The 17,853-nt window shown below is 47.8% G+C and carries 14 protein-coding genes; 3 read left to right on the top strand and 11 right to left on the bottom strand.

Annotated elements, in window-relative coordinates; genetic code table 11:
* The first annotated feature begins 80 nt into the window (after positions 1-80).
* Entirely contained in the window at positions 81-989 is a 909-nt protein-coding gene (moaCB, locus tag KN811_RS07900; protein ID WP_187964679.1) for a bifunctional molybdenum cofactor biosynthesis protein MoaC/MoaB, read from the top strand.
* An 89-nt stretch (positions 990-1,078) separates the two neighbouring features.
* Here moaCB and KN811_RS07895 read toward each other — a convergent pair whose 3' ends face one another.
* The 10 genes from KN811_RS07895 to KN811_RS07850 all read right to left on the bottom strand — a co-directional run bounded on the left by KN811_RS07895 (position 1,079) and on the right by KN811_RS07850 (position 15,888).
* The gene (locus KN811_RS07895; RefSeq protein ID WP_187964680.1) at positions 1,079-2,515 is read right to left on the bottom strand and encodes a rubredoxin; all 1,437 of its coding nucleotides are present in this window, start codon (positions 2,513-2,515) and stop codon (positions 1,079-1,081) included.
* Between the two features lie 42 nt (positions 2,516-2,557).
* Positions 2,558-6,079: a nitrate reductase gene (locus KN811_RS07890; RefSeq protein WP_187964681.1), complete on the bottom strand. Its 3,522-nt coding sequence runs from the start codon at positions 6,077-6,079 to the stop codon at positions 2,558-2,560.
* Positions 6,080-6,329: 250 nt separating this feature from the next.
* Positions 6,330-7,682, bottom strand: coding sequence for a NarK family nitrate/nitrite MFS transporter (locus KN811_RS07885; protein ID WP_187964682.1), 1,353 nt, complete (start codon positions 7,680-7,682; stop codon positions 6,330-6,332).
* A 282-nt stretch (positions 7,683-7,964) separates the two neighbouring features.
* Positions 7,965-8,621, bottom strand: a complete 657-nt coding sequence (locus KN811_RS07880) for a response regulator transcription factor (protein WP_187964683.1) — start codon at positions 8,619-8,621, stop codon at positions 7,965-7,967.
* Positions 8,622-8,734: 113 nt separating this feature from the next.
* Entirely contained in the window at positions 8,735-10,555 is a 1,821-nt protein-coding gene (locus tag KN811_RS07875) for a sensor histidine kinase (RefSeq protein WP_187964684.1), read from the bottom strand.
* 123 nt (positions 10,556-10,678) lie between these two features.
* Positions 10,679-11,275 (bottom strand): DUF4202 domain-containing protein, encoded by a 597-nt coding sequence (locus KN811_RS07870; protein WP_187964697.1) that lies wholly within the window; start codon positions 11,273-11,275, stop codon positions 10,679-10,681.
* Between the two features lie 50 nt (positions 11,276-11,325).
* On the bottom strand, positions 11,326-11,703 hold the full coding sequence (gene nirD / locus KN811_RS07865; protein WP_187964685.1) for a nitrite reductase small subunit NirD: 378 nt from the start codon (positions 11,701-11,703) through the stop codon (positions 11,326-11,328).
* Positions 11,704-11,863: 160 nt separating this feature from the next.
* Positions 11,864-14,377 (bottom strand): nitrite reductase large subunit NirB, encoded by a 2,514-nt coding sequence (gene nirB / locus KN811_RS07860; RefSeq protein WP_187964686.1) that lies wholly within the window; start codon positions 14,375-14,377, stop codon positions 11,864-11,866.
* Between the two features lie 128 nt (positions 14,378-14,505).
* On the bottom strand, positions 14,506-14,937 hold the full coding sequence (locus tag KN811_RS07855) for a pyrimidine dimer DNA glycosylase/endonuclease V (RefSeq protein WP_187964687.1): 432 nt from the start codon (positions 14,935-14,937) through the stop codon (positions 14,506-14,508).
* A 180-nt stretch (positions 14,938-15,117) separates the two neighbouring features.
* On the bottom strand, positions 15,118-15,888 hold the full coding sequence (locus KN811_RS07850; protein WP_187964688.1) for a Type 1 glutamine amidotransferase-like domain-containing protein: 771 nt from the start codon (positions 15,886-15,888) through the stop codon (positions 15,118-15,120).
* Between the two features lie 193 nt (positions 15,889-16,081).
* Here KN811_RS07850 and KN811_RS07845 point away from each other — a divergent pair, with 193 nt between their 5' ends.
* Both KN811_RS07845 and KN811_RS07840 read left to right on the top strand, forming a co-directional pair.
* Positions 16,082-16,531: a MarR family winged helix-turn-helix transcriptional regulator gene (locus KN811_RS07845; protein ID WP_187964689.1), complete on the top strand. Its 450-nt coding sequence runs from the start codon at positions 16,082-16,084 to the stop codon at positions 16,529-16,531.
* Entirely contained in the window at positions 16,518-17,006 is a 489-nt protein-coding gene (locus KN811_RS07840; protein ID WP_187964690.1) for a GNAT family N-acetyltransferase, read from the top strand. The genes KN811_RS07845 and KN811_RS07840 overlap by 14 nt, the downstream gene beginning before the upstream one ends.
* A gap of 250 nt (positions 17,007-17,256) precedes the next feature.
* Here the strand turns inward: KN811_RS07840 and KN811_RS07835 are convergent, their stop codons facing one another.
* Positions 17,257-17,661 (bottom strand): DoxX family protein, encoded by a 405-nt coding sequence (locus KN811_RS07835; protein WP_187964691.1) that lies wholly within the window; start codon positions 17,659-17,661, stop codon positions 17,257-17,259.
* Positions 17,662-17,853 lie beyond the last annotated feature (192 nt).

Here is a 17,853-nt window from a genome sequence, read left to right as displayed (position 1 = left end):
CAGCTACTTCGAAACCTTTTTATTTTTGTATTTTGAAGGCCATTGCGAATGGATTCGATAATAGAATAAAAAACAAGACCATGGTCGATATCACCCATAAGATAACCACCCTTCGTGTTGCCACAGCTCAGGCTGTGGTGAAAGTAGGAAAAAATGAAACAATCACAGCGATCCGGAACGATCTTGTGCCCAAGGGGAATGTCCTGGAAATGGCAAAGACCGCAGGGCTTTTTGCCGTAAAGAACACTTACCAGGTTATCCCGGACTGCCATCCGCTTCCGGTAGAATACACTTCGGTGGATTACGAGATCGAAGGCCTGGAGGTCTGTATAACCTTTACGGTAAAGACGGTATACAAGACCGGGGTGGAGGTAGAGGCCATGCACGGAGCTTCGGTCGTGGCACTGACCATGTACGACATGTTGAAACCGATAGACAAGGAGATTGAAATAAAAAACATTAAACTACTGCACAAAAAAGGAGGGAAGTCGTCTTTTATAAACACCTTTCCATCTCCCCTTAAGGCTGCCGTGATCGTTTGTTCCGATACCATATCCGCAGGAAAGAAAGAAGACCGTGCCGGGAAAGCCATTATAGACAAACTGAACCAGTGCAATGTAGAGGTTACGGCCTACGACATCATTCCCGATGAGGCGGAGGTCATTAAGAACAAGACGCTTCAATATACGCAAAACAATCATCTGCTGGTCTTTACCGGGGGTACCGGGCTCTCGGAACGGGATGTCACCCCCGAAGCCCTGGCCCCGCTCATCGACCGGAAGATACCGGGAATAGAAGAAGCGATCAGGAGCTATGGCCAGCAACGTATGCCTTATGCTGCACTATCCCGTAGTGTGGCGGGGATGACGGGTAATTGCCTGGTACTGGCCCTGCCGGGGTCTACCAACGGGGCCCGCGAATCCATGGATGCCATATTTCCGCACGTATTGCATATTTTTAAAGTAGTAAAGGGAGGGCAGCACGACTAAAACCCTTAGTGCCTTTGTGATTTCGTGGCCCCGATAAATAGCCACAAAGGCACCAGGCCACAAAGTTTTATGATTTAAATAAAAAGGGCTTACTCTTTTATGAATTCCCGTTGGGCATAGTTGCTTTTCGGTGCTTCGCACAAGGGACAGCAGTAGCCTTCCGGGAGGTCCCCGAAGGCAGTCCCGGGAAGGATGTTTTGTGTGGTGTCCCCGTATTCGGGGTTGTAAACGGTAAGACAGTCCCCGCACTGGTAGACCGTATAAGTCTTTTTGTCTTTTTTACGCGTTTTCGGCTTAACTTCTTCTTTGACGTGACCCAATTCTTTGAAATACATCCTGCTGAGCTCCATAAGGAGGCCGGGCAGTTCCCGGCGGTCGATGTCCTGGGCGTATACGACATATTCGAGGGTGTTGGGGTCAAAATCTCTGGCATAGAGCAGATTGTAGGTGTCCGGGATGCTTATGCCCCCGATGTCCCGGGGAAAAGTATTCCTTTCAATGACCACCGAGGTAAAATAATATACTTTTTTCCGGTATCCCGTAATACCGAATGTAAGCCCGTAGGTGCTGATGTCATTTTTGTCAAATTCCCCGACCAGGTATTTTTTGAGTTCCCTGGCCCAGTCTTCCCCTACAGGAACGTGCCAGTTGAGTTCCAGCATGGAATGACGGACATTGATGCCGTTTATCCCCAGAAACTTTTCCCAGTCCAGTTTGAATTCCACGGGGATACCCTTTACGATAAAGGATTTCCAGGGAGTGATGCATACCTTTCCGATCTTGCACTCCATACAAAGGTCGCACATGGTCTTCAGGAACCGGATGTCGTAGAGGTTATTGCGCCAGTAAAGCCCGAGCCAGTATTTCCCAGACCCTAGCCTGTTCATCCCTTCGTAATAGGGAAAAGGATGGAAGGGGACCTCCAGAGGGGAGTCTAACGTACGGTTGTTGGTATCTATACTGTCATTGAGAAGGTGAAAGACCGTCATTACGGATTCCGGTTCTTCCGGAAGGATATCCTCAATGGCCGATGCCACCTTTTCGATGTCCCAGCTATTGATCAGGGCAGGATATTCCGCTTTCTTTTCCCAGTCCGGCAAACGGATGTGCAGGTACCAGTAATCCTCAATGCCCGATGCAATAAAGTTGAGGTGGCCCGTAAACAGGGGGACCAGCCGCTGTGCGGGATCAGTAATGTTGACTTTGAGGCTCGGGGTTCGTTTGAATTGTTCGAGAATGTAAAGGTAGCGATCCCCTGTAAGCCAGCCTGTTCCTGGGAATATATCGGCCGAGACATAGGAAGAAACGATATTTTCCTTTTTGTCGGAAACAGACGTTACCACCTCCATACCCCGGAGCGCCTTTAGCATACCGGGGTTTACGATCTCCGGAAAAAGGATATCCTGCCGGGAACCAAAGGAAATACTGTCGAGCCCGGCCTCTTCGGCGGTTTCGATGATGGTCTTCAGTTCCCTGGGGCTGAGTACGCCTCCTTTAACCGTAAGTCTCGATAGTTTTTTCTTCATGTTCTTAATCTTCTACATAAAACCCGTACACTCGTATACCCGTTAAGATACCAGGCTTCCCTGTTTTTTCAGGATTTCCCGGACTTCGGTCTTGCAACTTCCGCAACCGAGCCCGGCCCCGGTCTGCTTGCACAGTTCGGTAAAATCACTGCAACCGCTTTCAATGGCAGCGACCAGGTTCCCTTCGCCAACCTGGCTGCAGGAGCATATCAGCTTACCCAGCACGGGTTTGGCATCCGAAGAGCCTCGTAAAAGAGTTTCGCGTTTGTCCAGGAGTTCTGTTTTGTTCTCTATCATGGCTTTGAACTCGGCAAATTCGTTTTTATCCCCCATCAGAATGGCCCCGATGAGCAGATCGTTCTTTACGATGCATTTTTTGTAATAGCGTTTGCTTACATCCGTAAAGACGATCTCTTCGTAATCTTCATCGTTTTCCGGTATGCGGATCGTGCCTATGCTGCACAGATCGAGGTCCTGGAACTTGAGGATATTCATCAGTACAGAGCCTTTATAAGTGCTGCCTGTATCGCCCGCCAGGTAATTGGCCAGTACATCGGCTTGTTCTTCTGCCGCAGAGGTGATACCGTAGAGGTTGTTCCTGAACTCAGCGATTTCACCGATGGCAAAGATATCGGGATCAGACGTCTGCAGGTATGGGCTTACCTTGACCCCCCTGCCGCATTGCAGGCCGCATTCCCTGGCTATTTTTATATTGGGTGTGGTGCCTATGGCATAAACAATGGCGTTGGCATTAATTATTTTCCCGCTTTTCAGGGTAATGTTCAGTTCCCGGGTATCTTCTTCCTCAAATACGGTACTTACCTCGTTGTCGAAGTATATTTGTACGCCTCTTTCCTGTACATCCTGTGCGAGGAGCCTGCTGGAAATGGTGTCCAGTTGTCTTTCCATAAGGCGGGAACCCCGCTGTATGATGGTGATCTGCAGATTGTTGTGTTTTAATGCTGCGGCCAGTTCCAGTCCGAGGAGGCCTCCCCCCACGATCACTACGTGCTGTTTTTCGGCCGGAATGCCCGTATCTTTCAGATATTTTTTTAATCCGTCGGCATCTTCCTTGCTCCGTATGGTAAACCTCCCGGGGAGGTGGAGGGGAACGTCACCGGGAACGAAGGGACTGCTGCCCGTAGCCAGGATGAGCAGGTCATAACTGTGCCATTGCTCCGTATTGTCCCGTAGCTGTTTTTTCTCCCGGTCTATTTGCCGGACCTGTTTTTCGGAATGGAGGGTTACCCCTAGTTTGTCCAGCTCGTCCTTCTTTATTTTCTGAAGCTGTTCCCAGGTGAGTTCCTCGGTGATATATTCGGGAAGGAGCACCCGGTTATAAAACGGGTTCGGTTCCCTGGAAAATACATGTATTTCGTCTTCTTCGTTGTGTTCCCTGTAATTCTGTACAAACCGGAAGGCTGCAGCCCCGGCTCCGATAACACATATTTTCTGTACGGGCTTTTGGTACCTGGAAACCGATACGGCGGTGTATTTAAAATCGGGTTCCTTGGAAAGAGGGTCTACGATATTATTGGTGAGGTTGTTGGCCCGGCTGTGATCGTTTTGCAGCTGTTTGCCCCAGTGCATGGGCAGGAACACCACCTGTTCCCGGATGCTGTCGGTTACCCTGGCACGAACCCTTACGGTGCCGTTCCTGCTTTTTATTTCTGTTACGTCACCGTCCTTTATCTTGCAGATATAAGCATCTACCGGGTTTATTTCCAGTACGGGTTCGGGATAGTGGGTTTTGAGGCGGGATACTTTTCCGGTGCGGGTCATGGTATGCCATTGGTCGCGTATACGTCCCGTAGTAAGTATAAGCGGGTAATTGCTATCCGGTTTTATGGAGGCATTTTCCGTACTATACGGGGTGTTGAACACGGCTTTTTGGGACGGGGTATGGAACTTCCGGTCGGTAAAAAGCCTCGGTGTCCCGGGATGGCGGTAATCGGGAATAGGCCATTGAAAGCTGCCTTCGTTTTTCAGGCGGTCGTAGCCGAGGTAGGAAATATCGATGTTGGTGCCTTTGGTCATTTGGCTATATTCCCTGTAAATATCTTCTGTTGTGGCATAATCGAACCCCCGGAACCCCATTTTCCGGGCAAACCTGCACAGTATTTCCACGTCGGGAATCGCTTCACCCGGGGCATTGATGCCTTTGGGCAGGTAGGATATCCGCCGTTCGGAATTGGTCATGGTCCCTTCTTTTTCCAGCCATCCCGCGGCCGGGAGCAAGAGGTCGGCATGTTTGACGGTGTCAGATCTATGGGAAATATCCTGAACTACGACGAATTTGGCCTGTTGAAGGGCTTTTTCTGCGCGGCATACATCGGGCATGCTCACCAGCGGATTGGTACAGACGATCCAGATGGCCTTCAGTTTTCCTTTTTCCAGGGCTTCGAACATTTCTGTGGCTGTATACCCTGGTTTCGGGGAAATTTCGTCCACCCCCCAGAAATCAGCCACTTCTTTCCGGTGTTCGGGGTTCCCCAGGTCCTTGTGCACGGCGAGCAGGCTGGCCATACCGCCTACCTCCCGGCCTCCCATGGCATTGGGCTGCCCGGTAAGAGAAAAAGGACCCGAACCGGGTTTGCCTACATGGCCGGTGATCAGGGAGAGGTTCAGTAACGAAAAATTTTTGTTGGAACCGATGACGCTCTGGTTGAGCCCCATGGCCCACATGGTGATAAATCCCTGGGAAGCACCGATCATATCGGCGGCATCCTTGATCTCATCTACCGTAATGCCGCATATTTTAGCTGCGTTTTTGAGGGAGGTTGATTTGATGAGGTCGCGATATTTTTCAAAGCCCTCGGTATGTTTTTTTATAAAGTCGTGATCTATCTGTTTGCGGTCTAGCAGCCTCCTTCCGATGGCGTTGTAGAGCACTACATCCGTACCGGGGATGATCTGGAGGTGCAGGTCGGCAAAATTGGCCGAATCGGTTTTGCGGGGGTCGACGACGATGATCTTGATGTGGGGATTGTTCTCCTTGTGCTTTTCGAGCCTGCGGAACAGTATGGGATGGCACCATGCGGGATTGGCCCCGGCAATGAGAAAACAGTCTGCCAGTTCGATGTCGTCATAAGACACGGGAACGCTGTCTTCTCCGAAGGTCTTTTTATAGCCGATTACGGCCGAGCTCATACACAGCCGGGAGTTGGTATCTATGTTATTGGTCTTTAAAAAACCTTTGGTGAGTTTATTGGCGATGTAATATTCTTCGGTAAGGCATTGCCCGGAAATATAAAACCCTACGCTGTCCGGCCCGTGTCTTTTAATGATGGACTTAAAGACGGCAGCGGCCCTGTCCAGTGCGGTATCCCAATCGGTCCGCTCCCTGGGATGGGAACGGCTCCATCGCATTTCGGGGTAGAGGATACGGTCGGAGGTATTGTTGACCACGTGGTGAAGGTTCATGCCCTTGGAGCACAACATTCCCCTGTTTACGGGATGGTCCGGGTCACCTTCCACATAAACCCGGTTCCTGGCATCTTTCTTTACCTTTATTCCGCAACCTACGCCACAGTAGGAGCAGGTTGTTTTCAACACATCTGCCATGTTGTATTTGCTTTGTTTCGGTTTCCTGTAATAATATAAGCTCGAACGTCATTGTGAGCCCTTCGACAAACTCAGGACAGGCTAAAGCGCGGCAATCTCCGGGCAGGTATGCACATGCCATTGAGAGTATGCTGCCGGCCTTCATGAGATTGCCACCCTAGGACTCAGCCCGGGCTCGAGCTGCTTACGGCAGGGTTTGCAATGACGTTTTAGCTTAGTCAAAGCTCATATTAAATTTACGTAAAAATACTTAATTTTTTACAGGGAGCAGGGTTTCCAGGGAGGCTTTTATCTCCCTGCGGGCTATTTTTTCTTCTTTTTCAGAAAAACGGACCAAAAATGAAAATAATGAAATTACGGTCACACATATTCCAAGTATCAGCAATGCATAGGAGTAACTGATCCCTTCGGATCTGAAAAGGAACCCGGCCAGGACGGCCCCTACGTTGCCCCCGGCCCCCACAATACCGCTCACGGCGCCCACTGCTTTTTTATGGATAAAGGGAACGATGGAAAAAGTGGCCCCTTCTGCCATCTGTACGCAGAGGCTGAACAATACCATAACAACTATGGCCATGGGTAACATACGTATTTGGGAAAAGGCCATAAGCGTAATACCTTCGAGAAGAAGTACAGTAAAAAGAAAAAGGATGCGTCCTTTCAGCCCCCATTTTATTCCGGATTTGTCACCGAAATACCCTCCCAGGCTCCTGGCAAAGAGGTTCATCAATCCGAAGAGGCCGGCTATAAGCCCGGCAGTTTTCAGGTCGAGGTCAAAAAGGTCCTTGTAATAAATGGCTCCGATATTATTTATGGTGAGCTCTATGCCGAAACAGGCCCCGTAAATAAGGAATAGGGCCCAAACACGTATGTCTTTTACAGCCAACAGGAAAGTGTTTTCCCTTTTGTGGGATGTTTTTGAAGCCGATGCTTCAATATCTTTTTCCTTTTTCAGGGTTTTAAAATTACCTTCCGGAGTGTCCTTGGTATATCTGTAATATATGATACCCATAACGATCATAACGATCCCGGGCAGGATCATGGCATATCTCCAGGAAAGATTGTCTGAAAAACCGAGGGCGATAAAACCGGAGAACAGCAGTGGCATGATCATCTGGGTCACCCCTCCGCCCAGATTCCCCCACCCGGCCGTAGTGGCATTGGCTGTTCCTACCACGTTCGGAGCAAACATCGCGGAAGCGTGATACTGGGTGATAACGAAAGAGGCCCCCGTAACCCCGATAACCAGGCGAAACAGCAGAAATGCCTCAAAGCTGTTGCTGAGCCCTATGCACATCACGGGGATGGCTCCCAGGATAAGAAGATAAGTATAAGTAATACGTGGGCCTATCCTGTCACATAGCCATCCTATGGCCAGCCGGGCCAGTACCGTGATGGCGACCGATGCAATGATAGTACTTCCTATCTGTTCTTTGGTGAGCTGCAGTTCTTCCCGGACCACTGCCATGAGCGGGGCAATGCCGAACCATCCGAAAAAACAGATAAAAAAAGAGAACCAGGTGATGTGGAATGTCCTCATGGGCAAGCTCTTAAAGTCCAGTAAGCGGATCTTTGTGGCTTTTCGTGAAATGAATTCTTTCATAACAATTTTTTTTGGAAAGTTTTACGTAGTAAATATAAGTATTTATACTTAAAATAATTACGTATACGGAAAGAATTACGGCGAGCTCAATAAAAAATAAAAATATTGGAATTATAACAAAACGGGAAGGCTGTTTTTAAGGTATTGTCAAACAGGATCTGGGCTAAACAGGGGGAAGTTTTTAGCCACTAATACACGAATATTTTTGTAGTAACAAACGATACTCCGGAAAAGCCGGAGGCTTTTCTTAAGAAATATTCGTGTATCCGTGGCTTCTAAAAGTTACGACAAACCATATTCCTTGGCCTTGTTGGCCAGCTCGATAAGGTTTTTTACCTGGAGCTTTTTCATCAGGTTAAAGCGATGCACTTCGGCGGTGCGTTTGCTGATATTCAGCTCTTCGGCAATTTGCTTGTTGCTTTTTCCTTTGAGTACGTGAGAAAGGATCTGTCTTTCCCTTTTGGTCAGTGAAAACTTGTCTTCGGCGACCGTCCCGGGCGATTTGGCCCTGGAGATAAAATTTTCCACCAGTATGGAGGATACATCCCCGCTGAAGTATTTTCCACCGGAATATACGGTATGCAGGGCCTTTAGAAATTCATCTTTGCTGGACCCCTTGAGCAGGTAGCCGTCTGCTCCCGCTTCTACGGACTGCAATACGTATTCTTCGGAGTCGTGCATGGAAAGGACAAGGGTTTTTACGGCAAGCCCCTGTTTTTTTATGGCCCTGACCACTTCTATACCGTTCATCTCGGGCATACGGATGTCTACAATAAGAAGGTCCGGGGCTTTCTTTTCCAGTATTTTCAAGGCTTCCAGGCCATCGGAAGCCTCATTGACAACTTCGAGGTCTTCCTGGTCTTCGAGCAATGCTTTTATACCATCCCTTACCAGTACGTGGTCGTCTGCGAGGATAATACGTATTTTTTGTTCGCTCATTTCAAAATGATGTTTCTACAAAAATACGTATTTTGAAGTAATAAGGGTAGACTTTAGATGTGAGATTTTAGATATGAGATAGAGAGGGATATAACCATTCAACATGCCCGACCCTAAACAGGGATATTCAACGTAACCCGCGTCCCCTCTTCCGGAACGGAATGGATAAAGAGGCGCCCGTTAATATATTCCATTCTTTCTTTCATAAAAGTCATACCCATACCGGACGCGCCGTTGTTTTTCTTGCTGAGCTTATCCATATCAAAGCCTTTTCCGTTATCATCTATGGTAATGCTCAGCATTTCCTCGCTATGGGAGAGGCTCACTACGATATGAGAGGAATCTGCATATTTTATGGCGTTATTGATGGCCTCCTGAACGATGCGATAGATATTGATCTCCGCAAGCGAGTGGAGACGGCTGTTGAACCCGGTCTTGTTGATCAGCAGAATATCTTTCCCGGTGAGGCGCGACAGCTCCTGTACCAGCTTGGTCATGGCCGGGATTATACCGTGATCGGTAAGCTCGGGAGGGGTGAGGTTGAATGTGGCAGTGCGTACTCCTTTGATAATATCGGAGGTGAGGTTTTTGAGGTGCTCAATTTTTATAGCAGCTTTTTCAGGGTCTTTCGGGTCAATACTTTCTATGTTGAATTTCAGCCCGGTCAACATTTGCCCGATACCGTCGTGGATGTCCTTCGCGATCCGTTTTTGTTCGTTTTCCTGGTTTTCTATGATCTTGCTGGAAATGATCTTCTGCCTGCCGATCTGTTCGGATAGATGCCTGGCATTGAGCCGTTCGATCTCAACCAGGGCTTCTTTTTGCCTGGTAATATCAAAACAGATAACGAGCAATTCCGATTTGTCCTGAGGGATATCTATGGGGATCAGGTAAAGTTCCAGCCATAGGGGGCGGTCTTCTTCCGAAGTGAGTTTTATTTCGCCCTGCCATCCCTTTTTCCAATGCTCGGAGAGGATATTGTCTACCAGGGCCTGTTCCTGTCGTACGGGAGTCAGGATCCCGGACAGCTTCATATGTTCCGGATCGCCCCCCGATGGCATAAAGCGCCGGGTAAACTTTTCGCCCATATATACGATCTTCCCGTCAACGGTTATACGGGCAAACATCAGGGTCTGATCTATGGCGTAATTCAGTATTTTCAGTTCTTTTACCGTGCGTTCCTTAGCCTCGCTCAACTGGTCGGCGTTGCGGGCCATTTTTTGGGCATTTCTCTCGGCAATGAGCAAACGGGCAATCGTCTTTTTGACAAATACGGCCGCAGGGCGGAAGATAAACAGGAATTCCAGCAAAAGAATGGTGAGGGTAATGAAAAGGATAAGGTATTCTATTTTACTGAGCTGTTTTACCTTTTCACTGGCTTCTTTATCGTATTGGTATACAATGGTATCCATAAGAGAGAGGAACTCCGGTTCGTTGCGGAGGATCACGGCGGTTTCCTTTTGCAGTTTTTCCATGTTAACCGCGGAACCGGAATCTATATGCGCACCGGCCCGTAGTGCTGCTTCGCGGATAGTTTCGAAATGAGGGGAGAGTTGTTGAAAAAGCAGGGTTATCTTTTCGCTGTTCCCTGCCGGGAGCCCTATACTGTCGTTACCTTCCTGAAGGCTCCGGTGGAAGATACTCCATTCCCGTACGGTGTTTTTGAGCCTGGTATTGATCTCCCGGTTTTCTTTATCGCTGTTTTCCGGGGAGAACGAAAGTACTTCCTTGGCCAGCTTCTGGCTGAGCATGCGCTGCCTTCCTGCAATATTCACGATACGGGAATCGTTTTCCTGGCCACGCAGGTATTTTTGGATAAGCGCCTGACTGATCACCACAGCCAGGGCAATGGCCGCAAGGGCTATGAGATACAGCCTGCTCAGTTTTTTAAAGGCCTGCTGGTCTAAAGGATATTTGCGGTTCGTTTTGCTCATTTAGTAAAACTCGATTGATACAAGACAAGGTTTATTTTGGATGGAGTTTTTAAAGAGATTGAAAAAGATTGATAGAAGATTGAATCCCGATGATCATCGGGATTCAATCTTCTATCAATCTTTTTAAGATCGTTCCTGCAATGCCTTTTTTATCAGGTTAAATGCCGTGGGAGACAGCTTTAACCCCAGCGCCGCTTCCTGTCCTCCTTCGGACATCTTGGCCCAGGTCTTTTGTATGATATCGATCACTTTTTCTTCGGAGTGCTTGGAGGCGAAGTCGTCAAAATAATACTGTAAAAAGACCAGGCATACCACGTCTTCCAGTATTTGGGTCTCATCATCTTTTTTGAGTTGCTTTTTCCGGATAAGAAATGATACTCTTGCCGTGAAATTGTTTTCAAATCCCAGGTCTTCGAGTATTCCGGAGGTCTTTTCGGCATGGAATTTTTTCAGGGCTTCCCGCCATTTCAGGTAGCCCACCCGATCCATTGGGTATTGTTTCCGGTCTATTTTCCATCGGCATATATGCTGTGCCCTGACAGCTATCTGCAGCTCGCGGGAGGCTTCGGGGTAGAAGTCGAGCAATTTTTCTGTCATTCGCCTGGCGTAGAGTAACTCCTTGGGAAATGCTACACCGTTTATGGTCTCTACATTGGGGTCTTCGGCATTTTCCGCATCGATCTGCGCTATGGCCATTTCAAATTTTGACACGCGTTCCATTTTCTGGTTTTTCAAAATCGGGGTTATTTAATAAACTCGTTTAAACGAATTCAATCTGAAAAACCAATATACACATTTTCTCGTTCAATTTTTACAGGATAGGTGGCAATTTTCAGATCGTCACCGTTTAAATTTTTTCCGCTTTTAAGGGAAAAGGTCTTTTTGTGCAATGGGCAGGCCACTTTGGGCTCGTTGTCGAGGTCGCCCGTTAATCCGCGGGACAGCACCATTTCGAGCTTGTGCGGACAAAGGTTCTGGCAGGCATACCACGCCATCCGGCGGGCAAAATTAAATACTGCGATCTGCTTCGTACCGTGTTTTACACAGACACCCCCGTCTTCCGGAAAATCGTGTACACGGCCCACCCTGACCCAGGTTTTAACGTCTTTGGGGGTAATGGTTTGGTATTGTTCTAATGTTTGTTGCATTTTTGTTCGTTTTATAGAGGTGAGAAAGTGAGAAAGTGAGGGGGGATTAAAATTAAATGAGTGATTTCAAAAATTGTAAAATTTGACCACGTTTTAGTCGTATGTCTAAAATAATGGCTTTTTGAGCTTTTATCATAATAATTTCTCACCTCTCACTTTCTCACAACCATGGTTTAGGCATTTTCTGGTCGCGCATGGGTACAAAGGCCATATTATCGTCCGTGTCGTCGGAATTGATAAAATGGGAAAAGCGCTTTCGCATTTCCGGGTTGTTTATGGCTTGTTTCCATTCGCATTCGTAAGTGTCTACGAGCTGTTGCATTTCTTTTTCCAGGTCTTCTGCTATTCCAAGGCTGTCTTCAATGATCACCTGTTTCAGGTATGCTATTCCGCCTTCGAGCTCGTCCAGCCATTTTGCTGTCCTGGTAAGGGGGGCTGCTGTTTTGATGTAGAACATCAGGAACCTGTCGAGGTATTTTATACAGGTCTCGTCGTCCAGTTGTTCGGCAAAGAGGATGGCGTGTTTGGGATTGGCACCGCCATTACCGCATATGTAGAGGTTCCAGCCGCCTTCCACGGCGATGATCCCGAAATCCTTGCTCCGCGCTTCGGCACATTCCCGGATACAGCCGGAGACCCCGCCTTTCAGCTTGTGGGGAGAACGGATACCTTTGTACCTTTCTTCTATCCGGATAGCAAAGCTGACGCTTTCGTGCATCCCGTACCGGCACCAGGTAGAACCGACACAACTTTTTACCGTTCGCAGTGCTTTTCCGTAAGCATGACCGCTTTCGAAACCGTGGTCGATAAGGTCTTTCCAAATATGAGGGAGTTCATCGAGACGTGCGCCGAACAGGTCTATACGCTGTCCTCCGGTGATCTTGGTGTAGAGGTCGTATTTCCGGGCCACTTTGCCCAGGGCAATGAGTTTTTTGGCAGTGATCTCTCCACCGGGAACACGGGGCACTACGGAATAAGATCCGTTACGTTGTATATTGGCCAGGAAACGGTCGTTAGAATCCTGGATGGTGGCCTGCTTGTTAGCAGTTTCGTTGTAAATACTGGCAAAAAGGGAAGCCAGGGCGGGTTTGCATACCTCACAACCATCGCCTTTCCCTAATGTATAGAGGGCTTCGTTATATGTGGTAATATTGTTGACCCGGATGAGGTCGTAAAGTTCCTGCCGGGAATAGCCGAAGTGTTCGCAGATCACTTCTTTGGCTTCTATTCCTTGCGATTTCAGGGTTTCTTTCACCAGGTCGGCCACCATGGGCTTACAGCCTCCGCAACCGGTAGCTGCTCTTGTACAGCCTATGACATCGCCCACAGAAGTACACCCTTTTTCCGTGATAGCGTGGCAGATATCGCCTTTGGAAATACTTTCACAGGAACATATCTGTGCAGTGTCCGGAAGATCCAGGGCACTTCCGAGTGCAGAAGTATTGCCTTCACCACGGGTTCCCAGGATAAGGTCTTCGGGATTTTCGGGTAGCGGCAGTCCGTTGAGGTATATTTGAAAGAGGCTGTTGTAATCGGAGGCATCACCTACGAGGATGCCGCCCAGGAGCCTTGTACCGTCTTTGGTGACGTTTATCCTTTTGTATATCCGGCTGAATTTATTCTCATAGGTCACGGCCACCACTTCAGCGTTCTCTATGAACGGATCGCCGAAGCTGGCTACTTCCACACCTATAAGTTTTAGCTTGGTAGACATGTCGATACTTTCTGCCATGACTTTGTCTCCCCCGGTGATCTGTTCCACGGCTACGGTAGCCATATCATAGCCCGGGGCAACTAACCCGTATATACCGTTGTTGTAAAGGGTGGCTTCTCCGATAGCATAAATGAAAGGGTCACTGGTACGCATACGGTTGTCTACGGTAATACCCCCGCGTTCTCCGGTTTCCAGTCCGCAATTCCGGGCAAGTTCGTCACGGGGGCGGATACCTGCTGAGATAATAAGCATATCGGTGTGGAGGACCTCCTCGCCGGCAAACTGCATACCTGTAATGCGGTCTTCTCCGAGGATGTTGTCTGTTCTTTTGTTGAGGTGGATACTTATGCCGAGGTCTTCCATTTCGGTTTTCAACATATCGGCCGCCTTATCGTCCAGCTGCCGGGGCATCAGGCGGGGGGCAAATTCCACCACATGGGCTTTTAACCCGAGGTCTTTTACGGCCTTGGCAGCTTCCAGCCCCAGTAGCCCGCCGCCTAGCACGGCAGCACTTGTTCTGCCTTGCTGTTTTATTCCGGAAGCGTAGTCTTTAATGGCATCCAGGTCTTCCAGGGTGCGGTAAACAAACACGCCTTTCCTGTCCACACCGGGGATCGGGGGGACGAAAGGTGTGGAGCCTGTGGCCAGTATTAGATAATCATACGTATATGTCTTTTCTTTATACGTAGTTACTTTTTTATTTTTCCTGTCTATTGCGGAAATAAGTTCGGAAGTGCGGAGTGTTATCCCGTTCTTTTCGTACCACCCGGTAGGGGCCAGGAGCAGGTCGTCCGCCGTCTTTCCTGCAAAGTATTCACTGAGATGAACACGGTCGTAGGCCGGCTTGGGCTCTTCTCCGAAGACGGTGATGTGAAACTCTTGTCTCCTGGGATGTGCTGCCAGTTTTTCACAAAATTTGTACCCCACCATACCATTTCCGATAACTACAATCTTTTTCATAGAATACGTATTTAAAATCCAAATATAAGTATTTATACTTAATTTATAAATACTAAATACGTATTTTTTGTGAAAATAATCTCCGTTTCATCGAAAACCGAAGGAAAAAGGTCCTGTTTCCCGGGGATTCAGAGGATTTCCCAATCCTCTATGCCACCTGCTGTAATTTTAAAAATGGGATGGGGATCGGGCGGGGAAGTTGATCTTTTGAGCATATGGAATTTTTCGAGGTCCCGTAGTTTTAACTTGCGTAGCAGGTGTTCCGTTTCATAGGCCATTTGTCCGGACGTGACTTTTATGATAACCGGGGTAAAGTTCCATTGGATTTTTTCCCTGTTGAAATTATATTTCCTGCGGAGTGCTTCCCGGAATACCTCTGCAAGATATTGGTTTATGGCATTTACCGGGTCTTCCGTTTTTCTGAACCTGTTCAGTTGCGGATGATTTTTATACCCCCGGGTCTTGCCTTCCAGGACGTGTTTGGCCAGAAGGGTTTCGCGCCACAGGGCAACGAGCCCCCTGGTGTCGAGGTATTTGGGGTGCAGGGACCAGATTCTCATACTTGATGGGTTTTGGGATTAGTTTAGGTTATTGGGCAATACGCATAAACAACAATGCAATAATCCGGAGAGAAATTCACCACTTGTCAGGACCTGTGGACTTCAGGGATCTCATGGCCGGGTCGCTCTTTTGAACACAGTCCGGGGCAAAAGCGGTATAAGTTATGTCAACATTTAATTTTATGGAAGGATTTCAGAATGCATTTTCTCTTCGACAACTTTTCCATCTTTCTTATAAACATAATAAGAGTGATTGTCTTTATCGAGGGACACCGCTTTTTCAGCTTTGCCATTGACAAACAATATGCCCGATTTGTCATCACAGGCATATCCGTCCGCCAGTTCATCACTTGAAATATTGTCGTGATAGAGTGGCCTTCTGGATTTTTCTGCACTGTAATGCGGACAATGGCTGTAATCCAATAATCCCAGTCCCCTTACAATGCTTAATTTCCCGGGCCTGGAATCGGTAGTGCCTCCGTTAAACCAGCAGAGCGACCCTGCACTGCCACCAGCCAGTATAATGCCCTTTTCATATGCTTTTTCCAGGGCCCGGTCAATATTCTGGGCTTTCCAGATAGCCAGCATATTAAGGGTGTTCCCACCTCCGACAATTATGGCGTCCATTCGGGTGAGGATCTCCTCAAAAGATTCCTTTTGAGTGTACGAACTGATCCAAACCTTTAACACATGAGGCTCAACCTCCAGATCGTGACATAGCTCATACCAATAGTTTATATACCATTCATTATCTCCCGTTGCTGTGGGTAAAAAACAGATTTTCGGTTTCTTCTTGCCCGTTAGCTGTGCGGTATATTTGATAAATTCCTTGTTGACCTGGCCTCCGTATGCAAAAATTTTCCTCGATATAGCATTGTCGGGCCCTTGTGCGGAAGATATACTGAACATAAGTAGAAATAAAGCTGACAGGACAGTAGTTTTGATTTTCATGAATTTTTCAGGTATTTGAATTGGAAGGGAGAAGGATGATCTTTTCAGCTATCTCCGGGAACATGGTAAATATATGAAAATTTACAGGATGGGGAAAGGTGTGCACGGTATCATTCAGGGATATTAATAGTATAATAATAGTTGATATAGTCAACTATTTTTAGTATCTTGTCCCGGCTTTAAAAACGATACCATGAAACAAGGTTTAATTGATGAAGTAAGGGCATTTAACCGTTTCTATACGGATATTATCGGCCTGTTGAACCGGAATTTTCTCGATAGCCCCTACTCACTGGCGGAAATAAGGGTGGTCTATGAGATCTTTCATCACAAGGGGATCAGGGCGTCACAGATCATGGAGATTATGCATATAGACAAGAGCTACCTGAGCCGTATCCTGAAAAAACTCGAAAAGGACGGCCTCCTTTTGCGTGAACGGTCTGAGGAAGATGCCCGGGCTTTTCTCTTGTCCCTTACGGAAAAAGGGAATACCGAATTTCAATGGTTAAACAAGGCTTCCAATGAACAGGTCACCACTTTGCTTGCCCCCCTCACGGAAAAGAAAAAAGAGACCCTGGTCAGGCATATGCAGAATATCATACGGATCTTAACCCCTGAAAATAATAGGAATGAGAACAACTGATGTAAAAATAAGAACGGAATTACGCCCGGGAGACCTGGGATATGTAGCCTGGCTGCACGGAAAAATTTACGACCAGGAATGCGGTTACGGCCGGGGATTTGAAAGCTATGTCCTGGAGGGGCTGGCAGAATTTTTAAGGGATTACGACCCGGCAAAAGACCGGGTGTGGATATGCGAAGACCGGTCGGAGATGGTTGGTTTTCTCCTGGCAGCCCGTCACGGGGATGCTATACAGCTTCGCTATTTTATCCTGCTTCCGGATTACCGGGGGCTCGGGCTGGGCAAAGAACTGATGCAATCCTTTATCGGTTTTATGAAAGAAACGGGGTGCTTCAAAGCCTACCTCTGGACCACCCGCGAGCAGGAAGCTGCCATAGGGCTGTATGAGAGATACGGCTTCCGGCTTACGGAAGAAGTACCGTCCGAAACTTTTGGCAAGCATCTTGTAGAACAGCGGTACGACCTGGAACCATAATCCCAGGCACCCGACAACATTTGATTTCTGAAACCTGTCACCCCGGGAACTAACGTTTTGGCAACCGCATAAATTGGTAATGACTTATCTGTCAGCCCGGGCCCTTCGGCTTTGCTCAAGATAAACTAAAGTCGAAGGTGCTGTTCCGGACCGGGACATCCTGTAAATGACATGGCCATTGTTTTCGGGGCCTCCTGCCGGTGCTCCGGGTGACAGATGTGGAAAATAAATACTATCGGGACGGTTTATGTTAGTCCTTACGGGACAATAACCGGTCTACCGAATACTTTCCGCCGCCCAGGATAAAGATCACTATACTCAGTAGCAGGAATACAAAGGCCAGGGCCTTGACATCGAAGCCATCGTTTGCGTGGGCGATAAAATAAGCCACAAACATCGTAATGAAGATAGGGATGACCGCCAGCCGTGTAAACAGCCCTATCGCTACCAGGATACCGCAAAAGAACTCTGCAAAGATGACCAGGATAAGCGATGGCTTTATCCCGATCCCGATAATATCCTGAAACATGGATAACATCTGGTCAAACGATACTAACTTCATATATCCGTAATAGACAAACAGTCCCCCGAAGATTAGCCTCAGCAGCAAGGTGGCAACATCGGTGTTCAGGGAGTGGTAGTTGGTGATTTTCATAATTGACCTGTTTTGTGGGTTAACAATATCGAATATAGCTATTATTTTTCAATAGCATAGAGATAAAATAATACACAGCTAAAACCGAAAACGGACAAAATCGGGACAAGCAAAGGAATTTTTTGGTAATTGCCCGGCTAAATTCCTGATATGGCTGTTTCTCTTAGCATATCATGCCGGTTCCGTACTATA

This window comes from Sinomicrobium weinanense (genome assembly GCF_018863395.1).
Taxonomy (GTDB): Bacteria; Bacteroidota; Bacteroidia; order Flavobacteriales; family Flavobacteriaceae; genus Sinomicrobium; species Sinomicrobium weinanense.
Note: the sequence above shows the minus strand (reverse complement) of the source record. Positions and strands in the feature narration are given on the sequence as shown.